The organism is Parapedobacter lycopersici, assembly GCF_040395035.1.
GTDB classification, from domain to species: Bacteria; Bacteroidota; Bacteroidia; order Sphingobacteriales; family Sphingobacteriaceae; genus Parapedobacter; species Parapedobacter lycopersici_A.
The window spans coordinates 19,152-39,065 of the sequence record NZ_JBEBRB010000021.1 but is presented as its reverse complement, the minus strand read 5'-3'; the positions used below and the strand labels follow the sequence as shown (position 1 = coordinate 39,065).

General features: G+C 51.2%; 16 protein-coding genes and 1 tRNA gene. 7 read left to right on the top strand and 10 right to left on the bottom strand.

Going from position 1 to position 19,914, the window contains the following annotated elements; translation table 11 throughout:
* Positions 1-209: 209 nt before the first annotated feature.
* Entirely contained in the window at positions 210-3,008 is a 2,799-nt protein-coding gene (locus ABWO75_RS06715; protein WP_353183849.1) for an outer membrane beta-barrel protein, read from the top strand.
* A gap of 331 nt (positions 3,009-3,339) precedes the next feature.
* On the top strand, positions 3,340-3,906 hold the full coding sequence (locus tag ABWO75_RS06710) for a YqgE/AlgH family protein (protein ID WP_353183847.1): 567 nt from the start codon (positions 3,340-3,342) through the stop codon (positions 3,904-3,906).
* 14 nt (positions 3,907-3,920) lie between these two features.
* On the opposite strand, the gene ABWO75_RS06705 is transcribed toward ABWO75_RS06710, so the two are convergent.
* Positions 3,921-4,832 carry a diacylglycerol/lipid kinase family protein gene (locus ABWO75_RS06705; RefSeq protein WP_353183845.1) on the bottom strand — a complete coding sequence of 304 codons (912 nt, stop codon included), beginning with the start codon at positions 4,830-4,832 and terminating at the stop codon, positions 3,921-3,923.
* Between the two features lie 104 nt (positions 4,833-4,936).
* Here ABWO75_RS06705 and surE point away from each other — a divergent pair, with 104 nt between their 5' ends.
* A complete protein-coding gene (surE, locus tag ABWO75_RS06700; protein ID WP_353183842.1) occupies positions 4,937-5,689 on the top strand; it encodes a 5'/3'-nucleotidase SurE in 753 nt (250 codons plus the stop codon).
* Between the two features lie 552 nt (positions 5,690-6,241).
* Here the strand turns inward: surE and ABWO75_RS06695 are convergent.
* The 3 genes from ABWO75_RS06695 to purL all read right to left on the bottom strand — a co-directional run bounded on the left by ABWO75_RS06695 (position 6,242) and on the right by purL (position 10,732).
* Positions 6,242-6,315, bottom strand: a tRNA-His gene (locus ABWO75_RS06695).
* A 127-nt stretch (positions 6,316-6,442) separates the two neighbouring features.
* Positions 6,443-8,332, bottom strand: a complete 1,890-nt coding sequence (htpG, locus tag ABWO75_RS06690; protein ID WP_353183840.1) for a molecular chaperone HtpG — start codon at positions 8,330-8,332, stop codon at positions 6,443-6,445.
* Between the two features lie 177 nt (positions 8,333-8,509).
* Complete coding sequence (purL, locus tag ABWO75_RS06685; protein WP_353183838.1) at positions 8,510-10,732, bottom strand: phosphoribosylformylglycinamidine synthase subunit PurL; 2,223 nt, start codon at positions 10,730-10,732, stop codon at positions 8,510-8,512.
* Between the two features lie 272 nt (positions 10,733-11,004).
* On the opposite strand from purL, the gene ABWO75_RS06680 reads away from it, so the two are divergent.
* The 3 genes from ABWO75_RS06680 (at position 11,005) to coaA (ending at position 13,564) form a co-directional block, all read left to right on the top strand.
* Complete coding sequence (locus ABWO75_RS06680; protein WP_353183836.1) at positions 11,005-12,060, top strand: patatin-like phospholipase family protein; 1,056 nt, start codon at positions 11,005-11,007, stop codon at positions 12,058-12,060.
* 48 nt (positions 12,061-12,108) lie between these two features.
* Positions 12,109-12,477: a methylglyoxal synthase gene (locus tag ABWO75_RS06675; RefSeq protein WP_353183834.1), complete on the top strand. Its 369-nt coding sequence runs from the start codon at positions 12,109-12,111 to the stop codon at positions 12,475-12,477.
* Between the two features lie 133 nt (positions 12,478-12,610).
* Positions 12,611-13,564: a type I pantothenate kinase gene (gene coaA / locus ABWO75_RS06670; protein ID WP_353183832.1), complete on the top strand. Its 954-nt coding sequence runs from the start codon at positions 12,611-12,613 to the stop codon at positions 13,562-13,564.
* Here the strand turns inward: coaA and ABWO75_RS06665 are convergent.
* Genes ABWO75_RS06665 through ABWO75_RS06655 form a run of 3 tightly spaced genes read right to left on the bottom strand, consistent with a single transcriptional unit; the run spans position 13,561 to position 15,803 of the window.
* Positions 13,561-14,451, bottom strand: a complete 891-nt coding sequence (locus tag ABWO75_RS06665; RefSeq protein WP_353183830.1) for a mechanosensitive ion channel family protein — start codon at positions 14,449-14,451, stop codon at positions 13,561-13,563. The two genes, coaA and ABWO75_RS06665, sit on opposite strands and share 4 nt — an antisense overlap.
* A 15-nt stretch (positions 14,452-14,466) precedes the next feature.
* Positions 14,467-14,982, bottom strand: coding sequence for a dihydrofolate reductase (locus tag ABWO75_RS06660; RefSeq protein WP_353183828.1), 516 nt, complete (start codon positions 14,980-14,982; stop codon positions 14,467-14,469).
* Positions 14,982-15,803 carry a thymidylate synthase gene (locus ABWO75_RS06655; RefSeq protein WP_353183826.1) on the bottom strand — a complete coding sequence of 274 codons (822 nt, stop codon included), beginning with the start codon at positions 15,801-15,803 and terminating at the stop codon, positions 14,982-14,984. Before ABWO75_RS06655 ends, ABWO75_RS06660 begins: the two co-directional genes overlap by 1 nt.
* Positions 15,804-15,873: 70 nt before the next feature.
* Between ABWO75_RS06655 and mtaB the strand changes: the two genes are divergently transcribed.
* Entirely contained in the window at positions 15,874-17,196 is a 1,323-nt protein-coding gene (gene mtaB, locus ABWO75_RS06650) for a tRNA (N(6)-L-threonylcarbamoyladenosine(37)-C(2))-methylthiotransferase MtaB (RefSeq protein ID WP_353183824.1), read from the top strand.
* 18 nt (positions 17,197-17,214) lie between these two features.
* On the opposite strand, the gene ABWO75_RS06645 is transcribed toward mtaB, so the two are convergent.
* The 3 genes from ABWO75_RS06645 to ABWO75_RS06635 form a co-directional block, all read right to left on the bottom strand.
* Entirely contained in the window at positions 17,215-18,213 is a 999-nt protein-coding gene (locus tag ABWO75_RS06645) for an MlaD family protein (RefSeq protein WP_353183822.1), read from the bottom strand.
* 73 nt (positions 18,214-18,286) lie between these two features.
* On the bottom strand, positions 18,287-19,060 hold the full coding sequence (locus ABWO75_RS06640) for an ABC transporter ATP-binding protein (RefSeq protein WP_257656841.1): 774 nt from the start codon (positions 19,058-19,060) through the stop codon (positions 18,287-18,289).
* Positions 19,061-19,062: 2 nt separating this feature from the next.
* Positions 19,063-19,767 (bottom strand): MlaE family ABC transporter permease, encoded by a 705-nt coding sequence (locus ABWO75_RS06635; RefSeq protein ID WP_353183851.1) that lies wholly within the window; start codon positions 19,765-19,767, stop codon positions 19,063-19,065.
* Between the last annotated feature and the right edge of the window lie 147 nt (positions 19,768-19,914).

The following is a 19,914-nucleotide window of genomic DNA, read 5'->3' as shown; positions in this document are numbered from 1 at the left end:
TAAATCTACATAAATAATTCACAATCGTATCCGCGATTACGTAAAGTTTATGATGGAAAACCTACGCGATTCCGCCGGTGGGCGGCCGTGAAACAGCATAACACCCCCCGGTTCCGTTTTTTATTGTCCAGGTCGTTTTCAAAATCGCTCATGTTCGATATTTTACCTTATTTTGGCCGAATATTCAGGCCGGCCACGGTAAACGGATTATGAGGTTAAAACTTTTTTTACTGTTCTTCGCAGGATGCATCACCAGTCCGTTAGCTGCACAAATTCAACGGGAGGTGACCGGGCTTGTACGTGATACAGCCAATTCAGGTATCATTGGGGCAGTCGTAACCCTGGCACCGGTGACCACCCCGGCCGATACACTGCTTACCCGGACGGATCAGAATGGCCGTTTCGTCTTTAACGGAAGGATTCCCCCGCAATTTACCCTCACGGTGCGCAGTCTGGGATATAATGAAGTACGCATACGTTCGATTAACGACGAAGCAGCCACGCACATTGTCCTGGGCGCGCCGATCATACTGCAGGAAGGCATGGTGGTGCTGGACCAAGTGGTGATTAACGGGGCGCCGCCGGTGGTTATCAAGCAGGATACAGTTGAATATTCAGCAGCCGCCTTTAAGCTGAAGGAAAATGCCGTTGCGGAAGACCTCCTGAAGCGGCTGGATGGTGTGGAAGTGGATCGGAATGGTAACGTAACCGCACAAGGCAAATCCATCACGCGTGTCAGGGTAAATGGCCGGGATTTTTTTGGCGGCGACCTGAAAACAGCCACGAAAAACCTTCCGGTCAACGTGATTGATAAAATCCAGCTGGTGGACGATTACGGGGACCAGGCAAACTTTACAGGCATCAAGGACGGCGAGCCGGAAACTGTTATTAATATTACCACCAAACCACGTGCAGCCGATGGCATTATCGCGAACGCGACGATTGGCGGGGGTACCGATAGGCGGTATCAGCTAGCCGGATTCGGGAACCGCATTAACCGTGAACGGAACATCGGCATTACGGCCAATCTGAACAACAACGGTGCCCAGATCGGCGGAAGCGGGTTCGGGGGGCGCGGCGGTCCCAGCACGGTTACGCGGGTCAATTTATCCGGTGGAAACGGCAGTTTCGGCGCCAGCGACGGCGGTGCGACGGATGGCAACGCCGGTATCACTACGCTTAGTTCGATTGGTTTAAACTACAGTAACCAATGGGGGCCAAAGCTAAACGTAACCGGTGGGTATTATTTTAACAGCAGCGAAAACAACACCATCAGTAATGTACTCAATCAGTATGCAACTGCCCTGGGAACGGTCTCCGGCAGCTCGGATGCCAATATTACCACCGACAGCCGTTCACATAACATGAACGCACGGCTGGTTTATACGATCGGGCCAAAGGACATGCTGATTATATCACCCTCAGTTGGCTTTACGTCGGGCGGCAACAGCCTGGCCCGGTCCAGCTTCCAGACGGGTGTCATCCGGCAAGACCAGGTAACCAATGGCAGGAACCGCATCAACACCCCGAGTATCGGTGGCAATATCCTGTACACACACCGGTTCCGGAAAGCGGGACGCGACTATTCATTAAACGTCGGCGCGAGGTCGAACGGAGTCAACAACGAAGACGACAATACAAACCGCATCCGGTATTACGATCCGGCTACCGGTACGCTTGAGCGCGACTCGCTGGATCATCGGATCAATAAACTGGACAACATGACGTTGTTAACGGCAGTCCGGTTCATTTACAGCGAGCCGATGAGTCAAACCAGCCGGCTGCAGTTCAGCTATAACATGAACTACAATCGCTACGACAATAACCGGGTTACGAACCGGGCCGGAGCGGCCGGTGAATTCGAACGGATAGACTCGCTGAGCAATGCGTTTAACTATTCATTCACGTCGCACCAGCTTGGCCTAAATTACGCCTATAAAACATCCGACGACGAACTTTCCCTCGGGGTTACGGCTAATCCGGCTCAGCTATCGGGAAGTTCCGCGGGCCCGGAAATCACGATCAGCCGGACCAACTTCTTCCTGGCTCCTATTTTCCGTTATACACACACCTATTCCCGCACGAAAAACCTCCAGGTAACCTACACCAGCCGGGCGGGTGAACCGACATTCTTCCAGCTGCAACCCGTACGCGACGCATCCGATCCGCAGCGACCGGTTGTAGGTAACCCCGAACTGAACAGTTCGTTCAGCCACACGGTTAACGCCAGCTACAACGCATCGAACCCCCAACAGCACCGTTCCTTCTTTCTGCGGTTCCAGGGGTCACTCACGAACGACCGGATCGTTCCGAACGTGCTGCTGATACCGGATGCTTACGGCAGTTTCAAGCGGGAAATCCATTATCTCAATACAGACGGCACGTACGCTTACAACGGAACTTACAGTTGGCAGCAGGCATTCGCCGACCGCCAGTATACCATACGCCTGAACGGTAATGCAGGCTATAACCGGAATGTGGCTTTTGCTGACAATATCCGGAATATTGCAAAGGAATGGGGCATCTGGCAGGGTGTGGGCCTGCAGATCAACCCGGGTTCATGGCTCGAATTCACACCGACGTTTGCTTATCGGTATTCCACCGTTGGTTATACGCTGCCGACGAGTACCGATGTCAAAATACATACCTATTCGATTGATGTGGACGGCAACGTATTCTTCCTTCACAACCGGTCGCTGATCTGGCGGTTCAACGGTATCAAAAATTTCAATACCGGCTATTCAGATGCACTGAATGTGAATCCGCTGGTGGTCAATTCATCCATTGAAAAGGCGTTTCTCAGCGACCGCAGCGCGACCTTGAAATTCGAAGTGTTTGACCTGTTTAATCAGGCCAACAACATCCGCCGGAATATTACCGATAACGGCTTCGCCGATATCAGCACCAACCGCCTCACCCAGTATTTCATGCTTACGCTGACGATGCGGCTTAATCCGCTTACAGGCAACACTGCTGCTGCTGCTGCCCAACGCACGAACGGCAGGTAATCCGCCGCGTCCGCGCGTGCAGCTGTGTTTTTCGACTGCGCTTCGAGTGTCCTTCGGGGACTGTTCGGGGCGGCTTCGAGTACGCTTCGACTGTTGTTCGACCCTTGTTCGACTCTTGTTCGGGGCGGCTTCGGCCGCGCTTCGGGGCTGGTCGGCGTGCAATCCGTTGCGCTCCGAAGGGCTTCGAAAGATCCCCGAAGCAGGGTAAAAGGAATCCCGAACAAGGGTCGAACAGGCGCCGATGCGTGCCCGATGGACAGCAAACGTAAAAAAAACAGGAAAGACACCGATTTTGCTTACTTTTACGTTATCATTCAAAATCGTTACGGCCATGTTCAACAAAAATGCACCTGAAACCGCGAGCCTGCTCATCTCAGAGCCTTTCATGCTCGACCCCAATTTCCAGCGCGCGGTCGTACTCCTATGTGAGCACGATGGCGAAGAGGGCACGGTTGGCTATGTACTCAACCAGCCAGCCACCATCCAACTGCGGGATGTGGTGGACAGTTTGCCTGACGCGGACTTTCCGTTGTTCTTCGGCGGACCGGTCGCGCAGGAGAGCATCCATTTTATCCACACGTGTTATGATCGTCTGAACAGCGGCATCGGACTCGGAAACGGGATTTTCTGGGGCGGCAATTTTGAAAGCCTGAAAGTACTCATCCAGCGCGGGGAAATCAAAGAAGAAGAAATCAAGTTCTTTATCGGGTATTCCGGATGGAGCCCCGGCCAGCTGGATCGCGAACTCCAGGAAAACGCCTGGGTAGTGAGTAATCAGTATAATCCGGACATCGCCTTTGTAAACGATGGCGAAAATCTCTGGAAGGAAGCCGTCGTATCCCTGGGGCCGAAGTATGCCCACGTAGCCAATTTCCCGCAAAATCCGATGTGGAATTAACGGAACTACGCAATTTAGGTGATCATATCAATGATACCGCGCCGCATTTCTATGCGGATTACTTTCCCTTTCTTATGTGTAATCAGTTCATCATCCACATGAACCAGCCGGTTTTCGCAGCGGATGGTAACCTCATGCATGGCCGTTACCGTATTCCAGGGCACCGCCGTACCGGGGTGACTCCCGCGCTTCAGACGGCGGACCGTGTCGGCAAATGCGCTCCGGTCAGCCTCCTTTAACAGCACCACTTCGAATTTACCGTCTGCCGGACTTGCATCGGGCGCCAGGATCAGGTTGGGACCAACCGAGCGGATATTCAGGATTTCGACCAATAGGTAATCGTCTTCGTATACCCTGCCGTCTATGGCAACTGTCGCCCGTTTGGCACGGTAATCTTCCGATATTTCCAGCAATTTCCCCAATGCAACCTGCAATTCCTCTTCTGCCGTGCGGATTTTTGCCGTATCCAGGGCTTTCATTTCCGTGATCAGCCGGGGAATCAGGCCGCAGCCCATTCCCTCCATAAAAAATTGTGCATCCCGCAGGTTTTCAATGGCGCCGACATCAATTTTTTTTGTATTCCAACCGGCCAGACTACGTTCGAAGTCGGCGAGTGCTGTCGAAATCCCCAGTGTCTTTGCGAAATTATTAGCGGTTCCGCTTGGTAGCAGAGCGACCGTAAGCCGACGATCAAGCACCCGGCGCTTCAATAGCTTTTTCATGACCTCCCGTACTGTCCCGTCGCCGCCCGCAATCACGACGAGGCCTGTGTCACTTCGGAACCGTTTCCAGCGTTTGTCTTTGATCGAAGCGTATTGACAGGTAAAACCATGCGATTCGATCGTATTGATCAGCCCATCTTTTATGGGATCCTGATCGCCTGCCTTAGGGTTGTGCAGCAGGTGAACGTGAAGGCCATTTCTCATCTTGTTGTTGCTATACGGTAATCGGAAAAACAAAAAATCGCCGACACTTGTTTTAACTACAATATGCCGGCTGGCATTTTAGCCGGCGACCGGAAACAAGGCTTATGCGGATTTTAGTTACCAATGACGACGGAATATACAGTCCGGGCATTAATGCACTGGCCGGTATTGCGGCCAGGTTCGGAGAGGTGGTGGTGGTTGCGCCCGATGTGGAACAGTCTTCCATGGGGCATGCGGTAACCCACTCCCGCCCCCTATCCTATAAAAAATCCCCCATCGAATTCGACGAAGGCATTGAAGCGTACCGGGTAAACGGCACACCGGCCGATTGCGTGGCCCTGGGCACACACCTGCGCAATAATATCCAGGTGGTATTATCCGGGATCAATATGGGGCCGAATCTCGGAAATTCCATGTGGCATTCAGGCACACTGGCTGCCGCTAAACAGGCGGTATTACTTGGCAAAAAAGGCATTGCACTCAGCACGCCTGTTGGGAATACTGAGCCCGACTTTGATTTGCTGACACCATACGTTGAAGAAACCCTCGGGCTGTTGCTCGAGAACCCGGATGAAATCGGACTGTATAATGTAAACTTCCCTCCCCAGCCAAAGGGAATGCGGTGGACACGCCAATCGGTCCGCTTTTACGACGGCAAGATTCTGCCGGGACAGGACCCCATGGGACGGAAACATTACTGGTTTACGGTCAGCCCGCTGGAACCGGCCGAACAGGACACCGACCGCTGGGCCGTGGAGCATGATTTCGTTTCCATTACACCGCTCCGCCTCGACCTTACTGATGAAAAAAAACTGGAGCAACTAAAGGGCTCGGCCGTCGAATCAATGGGCCGCTAGGGTATACCGTACGCTTCCCCAAGACGAACGTATATCCATTTTATCGGTTAAAAAACACTAATCCAATCATCATTTAAATACCATCTATTAATAATTGTATTTCAGCTATATATAAATAAATTTTTAAGTGTGTAATAATGACACTAAGTAGACAAATCCAGACGCAATAATGCGTACATTTGCATACACAATAAGATACTATTATTCACTTTATTTTATCAGTCATGATCGAGGAAATTTTAGTACAGGACGTACAGAAAGAACAACCTACCGCTCCCAGCACTACCTTAGCTGCTAAACGCAGGTCGACTTTTATCCCGGCGCGCTTCTCAGTCAACAGACTTAGAAAACACCCCGGAATACAAAAAGACCGGAATCCCATTGTTATTCAGTAGTGTAAACTCCTTTTTATTGAAGGGCTGATACGGGGCAAGCCTGTATCAGCCTTTTTTTATTTCCGGTTCGGGGTTATGGGACAGGAAAGAAAGATAAATCCCTAATAATCAACAAATAAAAAAGGCGCCTACTTTCGTAAGCGCCTTTCCAATCCGGGGTGGATAATCGGGCTCGAACCGACGACCCCTAGAACCACAATCTAGTGCTCTAACCAACTGAGCTATACCCACCGTGTTTGGACTGCAAAAGTAATAATTAAACCATAATCAAGCAATAGTTTTAAAAAAAAGCGGACGGAAAACTTCTTTTATGTATTCGTCTCCGTCCGCTTGATGACTGGGCTCCGCCCAACGGTTATTAACCGATCAGGCTGACGCTTCGTTTCACGAAATTAGTCAGGTCGCTGCCCGTAAGTAACCCCTTGGATAACAGTGCCAGATCAAATGCCTGTTTGGCCAGCTGGGCCTGCTCGGCTTCGTCGTCGACAGCGACGATGCGCTTGATCAGCGGGTGGTTTCCGTTCACTGTTACTTTGTAATTGTCTGGCATGGATCCGTAGAAACTCATTCCACCCCCCGTCTGCGCCATGTCTTTCATCCGCCGCATAAACTCGTCTATCGTAACCGTAACCGGGAGCTCGCTCTCGCTGAGTGCCTCCACATGGACCTTCATGTTTTCCCGACTGATCGCTTTTTCAAAGAGTTCAGTAGCCTTCTTGCTTTCTTCTTCGGTAAGTTCGAGTTTTTTGCTCTCCTCCTTCTCGATCAGCTTGTCAATGACATCCGCATCCACGCGCTTCAGCTGTGTCTTTTCGGTTTTTTGTTCCAGGTAGCCAATGAAGTGGCTGTCTATGGGCGAATCCAGTACCAGTACATCATAACCGCGTTCGCGGGCAGTGGTAACGTAACTGTCCTGCTGCGCGGCATCGTTGGTATACAGGTAAATCACGTTACCCGCTTTATCCTGCTGGATATCCTTCACCTTTGCCGCATATTCCGCTAGGGTATATACCTCACCTTCCGTATTTTTCAGCAGGCAGAAATCTGCAGCCTTTTCGGCAAATTTATCGTCGCTCAGCATGCCGTACTTCACGAAAAGGCCGATATCTTTCCACTTTTCCTCAAAGCCTTTGCGATCGCTTTTAAACAGCTCGGCAAGTTTGTCGGCCACTTTTTTGGTAATGTAGGTGTTGATTTTTTTGACATTGCTGTCGGCCTGCAGGAAACTCCGCGATACATTCAGCGGAATATCCGGCGAGTCAATCACCCCGTGCAGGAGCATCAGGAATTCGGGCACAATGTCTTTTACCTCATCGGTGATAAATACCTGGCGTGAATACAGTTTGATCTTGTTTTTCTGTATCTCAAAATTTTCCTTGAGTTTCGGAAAATACAGGATTCCCGTCAGGTTGAACGGATAATCCACATTGAGGTGAATCCAGAACAGCGGCTCATCGAAAGAATAAGGATATAGCTCGCGGTAGAAGGCCAGGTAGTCCTCGTCTTTCAGTTCAGCAGGCGCTTTTGTCCATGCAGGTGCCGTGTTGTTGATGATGTTATCGACCTCAACGGATTTATATTTCGGTTTCCCCTCCTCGTCCTCACCGTCCGGCTCACTGGTCGTCCGCTGGCCGAACCGGATGGGTACGGGTAAAAATTTGGCGTATTTGTCCAGAATCTCCTGTAACCTTCCTTTATTCAGAAATTCTTCGCCGTCTGCATTAACATGCAGGATAATATCCGTTCCCCGCGTGGTGCGGCTACCTTCCGAGATTTCGTACGATGTGCTGCCATCGCATACCCATTTTGCGGGTTCGGCACCCTCCTGATAGGATAGCGTCTGGATCTCCACCTGGTCAGCAACCATAAAGGCCGAATAGAAGCCCAGGCCGAATCGACCGATGATTTCATTCGCGTCCTTCGCTTCCTTGAATTTTTCCACAAATTCGGTAGCGCCTGAAAAGGCAATCTGATTGATGTATTTCTTGACTTCTTCAGCCGTCATTCCAATACCATTATCGGAAATGGTAATGGTTTTTGCCGTTTCGTCAAATGCGACATCGATGGTCTGATCGCCCAGCTCACCGGTATACTGGCCCAATGACGAAAGCCGCTTAATTTTCTGCGTGGCGTCAACGGCGTTGGAAACCAGCTCACGGAGAAAAATTTCATTGTCTGAATACAGAAACTTCTTGATAACCGGAAAGATGTTCTCGGTGTGAATGGATATATTCCCTTTTTCTTGCATAATATAAATAGATGAATGCTTATGTTAAAATTCAACAGTTTGCTACCAAGATGTGTTCCATCCTGGATAAATACGACAATATGACAGTATTCCAGCGGGAAATACCTGAAATGGGAAAGCCCGGATAAACGAACTTATCCGGGCTTATATTAAGGGTCCACGACCGCCAGCTGATTATTAATCGCCTAATATGCCGTGCAGTACGTTATCATAGACATCCTTCGCATGGCTAACGGTATCGTAAAGTTCACCGTCTACAACAAAGCCGTTTTTCGTAACGGCACCGAGCAACGAAAACTCCACTCCGCTCGCGGCCATGAATTCAACAAAAGCCTCCTGATCTGCCGGTTTTACCGAAACGGTAATCCGTCCCTGTGCTTCACCGAACAGGAAAGCGTCTTTACGGATTTCACTGTCGGCGTCAATGGCAAAGCCCAGGTTACCCGCCATGGCCGATTCAGCCAATGCAATATACAGGCCACCATCGGCCACGTCGTGGGCCGATGCAATCAGCCGCTCCCGGATCAGGTGCTTGATGACCTGGTGCGTGGCATACTCCTCATCCAGGTTGAAATAAGGTGCTGGCGATGCTTTCACCCCATGGTAAGAAGCCAGGTACTGTGACGAGGCAATGTCATTATGCGATTCGCCGACCAGGTAAATAAAGTCACCTTCGGCCTTAAAGTCAAGCGTCATCAGGTGCTCGGTATTGTCCAGTACGCCCAGCATACCGATGGTAGGCGTCGGGAATACCGATCCTCCGTCGGGCGACTGGTTGTAAAAGCTGACGTTACCACCGGTTACCGGGGTTTCAAACTTCAGGCAGGCCTCACTCATGCCCTCGATGGCTTTCACAAACTGCCAGTAGACTTCCGGAATGTACGGGTTACCGAAATTGAGGCAGTTCGTAATGGCCGATGGCTCTCCACCCGCACAGGTGATGTTACGGGCCGCTTCCGCCACGGCAATCGCACAACCCGTCTTGGGGTCGGCATGTACATAGCGGGCGTTGCAGTCGACCGTCAGCGCAATCGCCTTGTTGGTTCCTTTAACGGCCACCACCGCGGCGTCACTTGGCCGGTTTGTAATCATATTGACGGTTCCAACCATAGAATCGTATTGCTTGGTAACCCACCGTTTGGATGCAATGTTCGGGTGCGACAACAGGTGCTGCGCTACTTCCCGCAGGTCCGCAGGCTCAGCAACGGTTTCCAGGCGGAACTTTTGGTATTCCGCAAAATACGCGGGTTCTTTATATTCCCGGTGATATACCGGTGCGCCTCCACCGAGTACCAGGTCATTTGCCGGCACGTCGGCCACCAGCTCACCGTCCATGTAATACTCCAACCGGCCGGTATCGGTTACCTCACCGATGATGGCACAGTTGAGGTCCCATTTATCAAACACCGCCTCCACATCAGCCTCCCGGCCTTTTTGCACAACGATAAGCATGCGTTCCTGTGATTCGGACAACAGGATTTCATAAGGCTTCATATGGGGTTGGCGCGTAGGCACCTTATCCAGGTTGATGCGCATACCGTGTTCGCCTTTGGCAGACATTTCGGAGTTGGAGCAGATAATGCCTGCAGCTCCCATGTCCTGCATGCCGATCACGGCACCGGTCTGGATAACCTCCAGCGTTGCCTCCAGCAGCAGCTTCTCCTGAAAAGGATCGCCAACCTGTACGGCCGGCAGGTCGTTCACCGAATCTTCGGTAATGTCCTTGGAGGCAAAGGCAGCACCGTGGATGCCGTCTTTCCCGGTCGCTGAGCCTACAATGTATACCGGATTGCCGACCCCATAGGATGTGGCGGACACGGTATCCCCAGCCTTAACAATACCCGCCGACATTGCATTTACAAGGGGATTTACCTGGTAACAGTCGTCAAAAAAGACCTCTCCGCCCACCGTGGGAATCCCAAATGCATTGCCATAGTCGCCGATGCCTTTTACCACTCCCCTGATCAGCCATTGCGTGCGCGGATTGTTGATGTTGCCAAACCGCAGCGAATTGAGCTGGGCAATCGGGCGTGCACCCATGGTAAAGATATCGCGGTTAATGCCTCCCACTCCCGTGGCCGCGCCCTGATAGGGTTCCAGTGCCGAAGGGTGATTGTGCGATTCAATCTTGAAGGCACAGGCAAGTCCATCTCCGATATCCACCAGTCCGGCGTTTTCCTCCCCGGCTTTTGCCAGCATATGCGGACCATCCTTCGGCAGCTTCTTCAGCCACACAATGGAGTTTTTGTAAGAACAGTGTTCACTCCACATCACCGAAAAGATGGACAATTCGGTAAAGTTCGGCGTCCGGCCCAGGATTTCCTTTATGCGATCAAACTCTTCGGGCAACAGGCCCAGTTCCTTAGCGGTATCTACGGTGGTCAATTCCAGTGTTTCCAAGATGAAGAATTATAAAGTAAATGAATTGCCACAAAAATAGGAATAAATACCCATTGGTTGGCAGGTATTCCCAAAATAAGCAAAGCACGCAAGGCTGTGTTTAATCAGAAAAAATCATAATTTTACCGGCAAAGCGCAATAGATGAAACCCGCCATGCCGGCACCTTGGGTAAAAGGCAATGAAAATGCAGGTTCCATGAGGTCGTTAAGAAAAATTGCGAAGCATTCATTGACGCGCTAAAACAAGCAGTGGATCAATAATTATTTTTCGAATGAAAAAAATTCTTTCGATCGATGGCGGTGGAATTCGCGGAATCATTCCGGGTATGCTGTTGGTGGCACTGGAACGGCGGCTGAAACGCGAGACAAAAAATGAAGAGGCGGCGATCGTTGATTATTTTGATTTTTTCGCGGGGACGAGCACCGGCGGTATCCTGACGTGCCTGTTGCTCTGTCCGGACGAGCAACATCCCGACCGGCCTAAATTTTCGGCCAAGGAAGCGCTCGACCTCTACATCAGTCACGGCAGCAGCATCTTCAAGGCGGGTTTTTTCAGGCGGCTGATTGCCAAATTCGGCCTGTTGAGCGAGCGGTATCCGAGCGCGACACTGGAACACATTCTGGATGTTTATTTTGGCGGAACCAAACTGAGCCAGCTGCTCAAGCCCTGCATTATTACGGCTTATAACATCGAATTGCGGAAAACCCATTTTTTCCGGCAGCAGGCGGCGATTACCCGTGGCGAAACAAGGGACTTTCTGCTGCGGGATGTATGCCGGGCGACTTCCGCGGCACCGACTTACTTCAGTGTTGCCGAAATTTATTCGCTGGCCGGCACCCGCTATCCGCTGCTTGATGGTGGTGTTTTCGCACCCAACCCGTCAATGAGCGCATTGGTGGAAGTGACCAAAGCCTTTAACCAGACAAAGATCAATGACATTTCCATTCTGTCGCTGGGCACGGGCCGGTCGCGAAAAGCATACGACTATGAACACTTCAAAAAGAGCCGCGCCATTACCATCGGTCCGGCATTAATCGATATCATGATGAGCGGAGCCGCCGAAAGCAGCGACTTCTTCCTGCAGGAACTTTACAAATCCGTTGAAAGAGGCGGCCAGTACGTACGGATTGAACCCCGGAACCTGCATAGCATCAACGAAGCATTAGACGCGGCCAGCCAGGAAAACATTGAACGGCTGGTAGCGCTGGGCGACCGGATGGTCAGTGACAATGATGCACTGATCAGCCAGCTGGTCACGTGGCTGATCAGTGAAAAGGAAAAAGTAACACCCAGAAATCCGTGGCGGTTCTTATCAACCAAAGACTAAACCGCCTTATTTTTAATCAATCAAACAGTTAAAATAATTCAGCATACAATGGAAGATAAAACCATCGCATTAATTGCCCACGACGGGAAGAAGCCTGAAATGGTGGGATTTGTAAAAGATCATATCGAACAGCTGCGGAGGGCCCGGCTGGTGGCTACGGGAACCACCGGCTCCTACATCCGGCAAACGGGGCTGGAAGTGGAACTGAAGCTGAGCGGCCCGAAAGGCGGTGACGCCCAAATTGCCGCGCTGGCCGCCGAGGGCAAAATTGACGCTATTATCTTTTTCCGCGACCCGTTGGGAAAGCACGCGCACGAACCGGACATTCAGATGCTGATGCGGGTATGCGACGTCTATAATGTGCCATTGGCCACCAATCCGGCCGCCGGCGCACTCTTTCTCCAGGGCATGTTCTGATGCACCCCGGCTAACTAGCTTCCGAGCCATGGTACGCTTCAACGGGCGTACCGTGGCGTATCCGAACCTAACGTAAGATTGCATATAAACGTGAATTTAGCTAAGTTTGCAACCTCCATTAACCCCAGGCGGCATGGTTAAAACAACGGATTCGATTGCATATTCTCCTTTCCGGCATATTTCACGGGCGATGTGGAAAGACCTCAACGGTCACCTCTCCTATCCGATTGCCGATGAGGACATCCACCAGCTGAATGCGCTGAACGAGCCATTGACCATGCGCGAAATCGAGGAAATCTATTTTCCGCTGAGCCACCTGCTGCGCATCCACGTGGATTGTTACCGCAGGCTCCATCAAAACGCCAACGCGTTTTTCAACAACCAGGCGAAGCGTCTCCCTTTCATCATTGGCATTGCCGGCAGTGTGGCGGCTGGCAAAAGTACCACAGCGCGGGTGCTGCAAAAGGTACTGTCGCTCGGCCCGGACAATCCGAAAGTGGACCTGGTTACTACAGACGGTTTTCTATATCCAAACGAATACCTCGAAGCGCGGGGAATACTCAACCGGAAAGGGTTCCCGGAGAGCTACGATACCAAGCGGCTGCTTGGCTTCCTATCCGATATCAAATCCGGAAAAGAGGTGGTTTTTTCCCCGGTATACTCACACCTGGTTTATGACATTATCCCGAACGAGCTGCAGCAGGTGACCCAACCGGACATCCTGATTGTGGAAGGCATTAATGTATTACAGGTGAATGTGCAGGCCCGGCGTGGACCGAAAGTATTCGTATCGGATTTCTTCGACTACTCCATATATGTGGATGCCGATCCGAAGAATTTGCTTCAGTGGTACATCCAGCGTTTCCAATGGCTCCGCAAAACCGCGTTCCAGCAGCCGGATTCCTATTTCCACCGCTACGCTGACCTCAGTGAAGCGCAAAGTGTGGAAATGGCAACAACCATCTGGGAGGAGATCAATAAGCCGAATCTAATCAAAAACATCCTGCCTACGCGCCTGCGCGCAGACCTGATCCTGGAAAAGGGCAGCCATCATTTCGTGAAGAGTGTCAAGATCCGGAAAGGCTAATGTTCCGGGCGCTGTTCGGCATCGTACCGGATGACTTCCCGAAAAATATCATTCCGGATCTGCCTCCTGCGGATGGCATCCTTGGAATGGGTAATAATCTGTAACTTATAATGAACGGCGTCTTTGTTTACACCAACCACCTTCAGTTGAAAGCTGCCCTCCACAATGATCTCCTGATGGCGCTGAATGACCGTAACGAGGTGTTTTTCGAGGTCGGTATGGCTACCTGCGTGGGCGAGCGGTAATTCGAAATCCATGGTCAGCTTGGTGGAGTTCTGCAGGGATTGGTTAATAATGTTGGTCGTAAATGCCGAATTATTGGGTATCAGGACGATATCGTCATCCTCATTCCTTACTACGATATTGGCGAGTGTAATGTCTACGATTTTCCCCTGGTGTTCGCCCATACGGATGGTGTCCCCAATGGTAAACTGATCAGAAAACATCAGGAAAAGCCCACTGATCATATTGGTAATGTAATCGCGGAATAGCAGGGCTATGGCCATGGCCACGATCGTAATGCTTGTCAAAAAATCCTTCGGGTTGATGCCGAATATCAGCATGAGTCCGATCACCCCGAACAGCACATTCAATATCGTTGCAAACTGGTTGATCCCCAGCACGTAATTGCCCCGGACGCGGTTGTGCTTTTTATTCCGGCGCTTATACAATGAAATCAGGCTGATCCGGGCAATGGAGATCAGGATGCTTCCCGTTAAAAAAACATTGATACCGTAGGCCAGCTGAGCAAAAATCGGATTATTGCGGTAAAAAGCCGAGGTCTCCGCAAACGAATAGCCAATGGCCAGCCAAAGGACTACCTTTAGGGCAAAGAGGAGTCCTTCCTTCAGCGGTTGCCGCTCTGTTGTTGATGTTTTGTGTATCATCGATGTAAAAATACATCATTCGGTGCTATTTTCCCTGCGCTCATATTGCATGAATGTGTATGCGAAAGCATGCCGATCATCCGCATCATGATGTATGGCGCTGACCAGCTCCCATTCCGCCGGATTGATATCCACGAAGTAGCTGTCGCCGTCCACATGCGTGTGCACGCGTGTCAGGTAAATCCGGTTGACTACCGGCAGGGCCTGCCGGTAAATTTCTGCTCCGCCGCCGATAAACACCTCGGCATCGGACTTACAGCGCGCAAGGGCATCGGCAAGCGAATGAACCACCTCGGCATCGGCCGGGTGATAATCGCGCTGGCGGGTGATGACGATATTCCGCCGTCTGGGCAGCGCGCCGTTCAGCGATTCGAATGTCTTCCGTCCCATGATCAGGCTTTTTTCAAGTGTCTTTTGCTTGAAGAACTTAAAGTCGTTGGGCAGGTGCCAAAGCAGCTGGTTGCCTTTGCCTATTGCATTATTTTCAGCAGCGGCAACAATAATGGAGATCACTTGCTTTTCCATCATCATTAAACCGCTACCGGTGCTTTGATGTGCGGATACGGTTCGTAATCGGCCAACCTGAAATCTTCGAAGGTGAAGCCGGAAAGATCTTTCACCTCCGGATTGAGCTCCATGGTGGGCAATGGCTTCGGTGTCCGGCTCAGCTGCAAAGCCGCCTGGTCAAAATGGTTGCTGTACAGGTGGGCATCACCCAGCGTATGGACAAAGTCCGCTGCATCCATATCGCACACCTGGGCTACCATTAACGTAAGCAGCGCGTAGGAAGCAATATTAAACGGTACGCCCAGGAAAATATCGGCGCTCCGCTGATAGAGCTGGCACGAAAGCCGCGGCCGGTGATATCCTTTAGCGGGCTCGGCGGGGGCCACATAAAACTGGAAAAAAGCATGGCATGGCGGAAGGGCCATGTGTTCGATTTCGGCAACATTCCAGGCAGACACGATAATACGTCGCGAATCGGGATTGGTCTTCAGCTGTTGAATGACCTGTGCGATCTGATCAATGTGCCTGCCGTCGGGAGTGGGCCATGAACGCCACTGCGACCCATATACCGGTCCCAGCTCGCCCGCTTCGTCCGCCCATTCATCCCAGATGCTTACCCCGTTGTCTTTCAGGTAGCGGATATTTGTTTCTCCCTTGAGAAACCAGATCAGCTCATGGATGATCGAACGCAGGTGCAGCTTCTTCGTCGTAACCAGCGGAAAGCCCTCCTGTAAGTTAAAACGCATCTGGTAGCCGAAAACGCTACGCGTGCCTGTGCCCGTGCGGTCGTGCTTTTCCACGCCATTTTCATATACATGGCGCATTAGATCGAGGTACTGCTTCATGGTTGCCTTTCCATTTCCGGACGTAAAGATAGCGAATTTTAGTTGTTTTTGTGTATTTTTGCTCCCTCAAATGAGTAAAAGAGTAGCCTTTTATACGTTAGGTTGTAAGCTGAATTTTTCGGAAACCTCAGCTATTGGCCGTATTTTCCAGGACGCGGGATACGAACCGGCACCGTTTAACAGCCGGGCAGACGTCTATGTGATCAATACCTGCTCGGTAACAGACAATGCCGACAAGAAATGCCGGAAGGTAGTCCGCGAAGCCCTGAAGTATTCGCCGGATGCCTATGTGGCCATTGTCGGATGCTACGCCCAGCTGAAACCCCGGGAAATTGCCGAGATACCGGGCGTGGATATGGTATTGGGTGCCGCGGAAAAATTCAACATCATTGAGCACATCAACGACCTCACCAAGCAGCCAAAGGCACTCATCCGGCATGCACCCATTGACGAGACCAACCAGTTTATACCGGCTTTTTCCATTGGCGACCGCACCCGCACCTTCCTTAAGGTACAGGACGGATGCGACTATTCCTGCACCTTCTGTACAATTCCGATGGCGCGGGGCATCAGCCGGAGCGGCACCATCGCCGACCTGGTTGACCAGGCCGAAAAAATTGCAGCCTCCGGTGTAAAGGAGATTGTGCTTACGGGTGTGAACATTGGTGATTTCGGTATCCGGAATGGCAAACGGGAAGACCGTTTCCTTGATCTGGTAAAGGCACTTGACGGGGTAACAGGAATCGACCGCTTCCGCATCTCTTCCATTGAACCCAATCTGCTCAGCAATGATATTATTGATTTCGTTGCGCAGTCCAACCGCTTCGTGCCCCATTTCCACATGCCGCTGCAGTCGGGTTCCGACAAGGTACTCCGGCTGATGCGCAGGCGTTACCAACGGGAATTGTATGCCGAACGTGTGGCCCGGATCAAAGCGTTGATGCCCGATTGCTGCATCGGCGTTGATGTGATCGTCGGGTTTCCCGGCGAAAGCCGGGAAGACTTTCTGGAAACGTATCATTTCCTCAACGGACTGGACATTTCATACCTGCATGTGTTCACTTATTCTGAGCGGGAGAATACCATTGCTGCGCAGATGGAGGGTGCAGTACCCGGTGCACAGCGTGGTGAACGCAGCAAAATGCTGCATATATTATCCGAAAAGAAACGGCGCGCATTTTATCAGACACAGCTGGAGCGTACCCAGCACGTACTGTTTGAAGGCGATGTCAAGGATGGCTACATGCATGGGTTCAGTCGCAACTATGTGAAAGTACGTACACCTTATGATCCGCTACTGGTAAATGAGATCGTTCCGGTCCGGTTATCGCATATCACAGACGGGGGCGATGTGGAAGCAGCCGAGGTATCCCCCGTATACACCACCCACTAATTACCGCTGGCCAACTAACTACTGCTGGGATTCACCGGCCTTCGCCGCCTTTTCAGCCGCCCGTTGCTGTTTGCGGAAAAATCCGCGGAACAGGAAATTATGTTGCAGGGCTTCCATATTCTGGTCGAGTTTTTCACTGCTTTGCTCCAGGTGCTGCATCGTCTGCCGGATGCTTTCCGCCATTTCGGGATCGTTCAGCAGCACCCCGACGGCATTATCCCGGTCATCCAGTTTTTCTGTTGTCTGATTCAGGTTGGTCACCAGCGCGGAGGCCGTCTGCGTAATGCCCTGCAGTTGGGCAACCGCTTCCTGCAAATTACCGTAAATTACGGTATCGGTCAGCAAATCATTAATCAGGGTACCTTCCGCACTTAGTTTGGTGGTCAGCTGGGCCAGTGCCTGCGAGGCTTTTGCCGTATTGGCCGACGTCTGGTTCAGGTTTGCGATCATCTGTTTCACATGTACGGCCATCAGCGAATCCGTGAGTACGGCCCCCACCGTTCCTTCGCCCCGGGCAATCCGGGCACTCAGATCGCCAAAATTCCGGGTAACCTCCACCAGATTTTCGTTGTTTACCTGAAGGGTTTTCAACATGGCATCCATCCCCCCGTCAACAGCCGACTGCAGTACATCACCGTCTTCAATGGCGGGCACGTTGTTGCTGCCGCCTTCAATCACGATCAGCTTATTTCCGATGAACCCCTCCGAGCCGATCTTCGCAACGGCATCCTTTCGGACAAATTGCCGGGATTTCTCTTCGATGACCATCTCAATCTCCACTTCCTGCAGATTCTTGAAATTAATCGCCTTGATTGTCCCTATTTTCACACCTGAAAACCAAACGTTATTACCTGATTTCAGTCCGCTTACATCATTAAATACGGTGGATACCTTTACCGTGCTTGAAAACCGGTTCTGCTGTCCACCCAGCACCAGTATTCCCGCTACCAAGATTATAATTCCTACCAATACGAAAATCCCTACAATGATGGTTCGTTTATTTTCTGCAGCATTCATAAGCTATCGTAAATGTCGTTCGTTCATGGAGCGTCGCGTCCGGTTTACCGGTGGCACGGATCGCCCCACGCAGCTATTTAATAAAATTATAGTCGTAAAACGGTTTTACCCGTTCGTCGTCTGTGTCAAATATGGCATCGAAACTGCCTTCGCGTTCAAACCGGCCATCAAGCAGCATAACAATGCGGTCGCCCACCGATTTGGCACAGGCCAGATCGTGTGTGATGATGATGGACGATGTTTTATATTTTTCCTGCACTTCATTAATCAGGCCGTTGATTTCAATACACGTAATGGGGTCGAGACCGGCCGTTGGCTCGTCATACAGCATGATCTCCGGTCTTAAAATCAGGGTACGGGCAATGCCGATCCGTTTGCGTTGTCCGCCGGACAATTCCGAGGGCATCTGATTAATTGCAGGTAACAGCCCCACGGAGTCAAGCACGTCCTCCACCTCGTGGTTAATTTCACCACGGGTAAGGTGCCGTTTGTTGCGCACCAGGGGAAACTCCAGGTTTTCCCGGACGGTCATGCTGTCGTACAGGGCACTGTTCTGAAAGGAGAAACCGATTTTCAGCCGAAGCAGTTGCAGTGCCTTTTCATCCAGTTCATTTACCTGTTCGCCAAGCACTTCAATGGTACCGGTATCCGGACGGAGCAGACCGGATATCAATTTAATTAATACCGACTTCCCTGTTCCTGACCGGCCAAGTACCACCAGGTTTTCGCCTTTGAACAACTGCAGGTCGACCCCACGCAGGACGTCCAGCTTACCAAACGATTTGCTGACGTTCCTGACGTCAATCACGCTTGTTTCGTAGTCGATATGTCCGTGTGCCTTGATCATGGTTACGCCCGCATGGCCTGAATGATTTGTACGATCAAAATTTCCTCAACAAAAATAAGAAACATTGACATGACCACCGCCCAGTTGGCGGCCTTACCTACCCCTTCGGTACCTTTGGAAGAGTTATAACCCTGATAACACCCCACAATGCCAATGGTGAATCCAAAGACAACTGCCTTAAGTACCAATGAAAAAATATCCAGGTAGCTGACCGCTTCAAATACTTGGTTCACGTATACCGTAAAACTGGTATCCTCAAACTGGTTCACACTGAGAAAAGCACCCAGCAGCCCCACACAGGCGGTATAGCAGGAAAGAATGGGGATCGTAATCGTAGTAGCCAGCACCCGGCTGACTACCAAAAATTTAAATGGGTTCGTGCCGGATACTTCCATGGCATCTATCTGCTCGGTTACTTTCATTGAACCGAGTTCCGCGCCAATCTGCGAGCCCACTTTCCCTGAAGCGATCAAGGCGGTTACCAGCGGGGCCAGGGCCCGGATAATGGCGATGGAAATCAGCGCAGGAAGCCACGATGTGGCACCGAATTCTGCCAGGGAAGGGCGGGACTGGTTGGTAAACACAAGTCCCGTAATAAAACCAGTCAGCGAGATCAAGGGCAGGGATTTCCATCCGACTTCGTAGCACTGCCGGATAATTTCCTTCACCTCGTAGGGCGGCAGTACCAACTCACGGAAAAATTGCATAACAAACCGATGGATCTGGGCCAATTCGATCAGTATACGGCTAACTTTCTTCAATATTCGTGGGTTTTAATTACACAAAATCAATGGCCGCTGCCAAAGGAAATTACCTGCGCGACAAAAATAGGACTTTCTGTTTAATTTAGGAGC

Bases quoted from the DNA above. Each gene is read 5' to 3' on its own strand.
- ABWO75_RS06640 (WP_257656841.1), bottom strand. From the start codon at position 19,060: ATGATCAAGGCACACGGACATATCGACTACGAAACAAGCGTGATTGAC.
- mtaB (WP_353183824.1), top strand. From the start codon at position 15,874: ATGAGTAAAAGAGTAGCCTTTTATACGTTAGGTTGTAAGCTGAATTTT.
- ABWO75_RS06645 (WP_353183822.1), bottom strand. From the start codon at position 18,213: ATGAATGCTGCAGAAAATAAACGAACCATCATTGTAGGGATTTTCGTA.
- ABWO75_RS06655 (WP_353183826.1), bottom strand. From the start codon at position 15,803: ATGAAGCAGTACCTCGATCTAATGCGCCATGTATATGAAAATGGCGTG.
- ABWO75_RS06715 (WP_353183849.1), top strand. From the start codon at position 210: ATGAGGTTAAAACTTTTTTTACTGTTCTTCGCAGGATGCATCACCAGT.
- surE (WP_353183842.1), top strand. From the start codon at position 4,937: ATGCGGATTTTAGTTACCAATGACGACGGAATATACAGTCCGGGCATT.
- ABWO75_RS06710 (WP_353183847.1), top strand. From the start codon at position 3,340: ATGTTCAACAAAAATGCACCTGAAACCGCGAGCCTGCTCATCTCAGAG.
- coaA (WP_353183832.1), top strand. From the start codon at position 12,611: ATGGTTAAAACAACGGATTCGATTGCATATTCTCCTTTCCGGCATATT.
- ABWO75_RS06680 (WP_353183836.1), top strand. From the start codon at position 11,005: ATGAAAAAAATTCTTTCGATCGATGGCGGTGGAATTCGCGGAATCATT.
- htpG (WP_353183840.1), bottom strand. From the start codon at position 8,332: ATGCAAGAAAAAGGGAATATATCCATTCACACCGAGAACATCTTTCCG.
- ABWO75_RS06705 (WP_353183845.1), bottom strand. From the start codon at position 4,832: ATGAGAAATGGCCTTCACGTTCACCTGCTGCACAACCCTAAGGCAGGC.
- ABWO75_RS06660 (WP_353183828.1), bottom strand. From the start codon at position 14,982: ATGATGATGGAAAAGCAAGTGATCTCCATTATTGTTGCCGCTGCTGAA.
- ABWO75_RS06675 (WP_353183834.1), top strand. From the start codon at position 12,109: ATGGAAGATAAAACCATCGCATTAATTGCCCACGACGGGAAGAAGCCT.
- ABWO75_RS06665 (WP_353183830.1), bottom strand. From the start codon at position 14,451: ATGATACACAAAACATCAACAACAGAGCGGCAACCGCTGAAGGAAGGA.
- ABWO75_RS06635 (WP_353183851.1), bottom strand. From the start codon at position 19,767: ATGCAATTTTTCCGTGAGTTGGTACTGCCGCCCTACGAGGTGAAGGAA.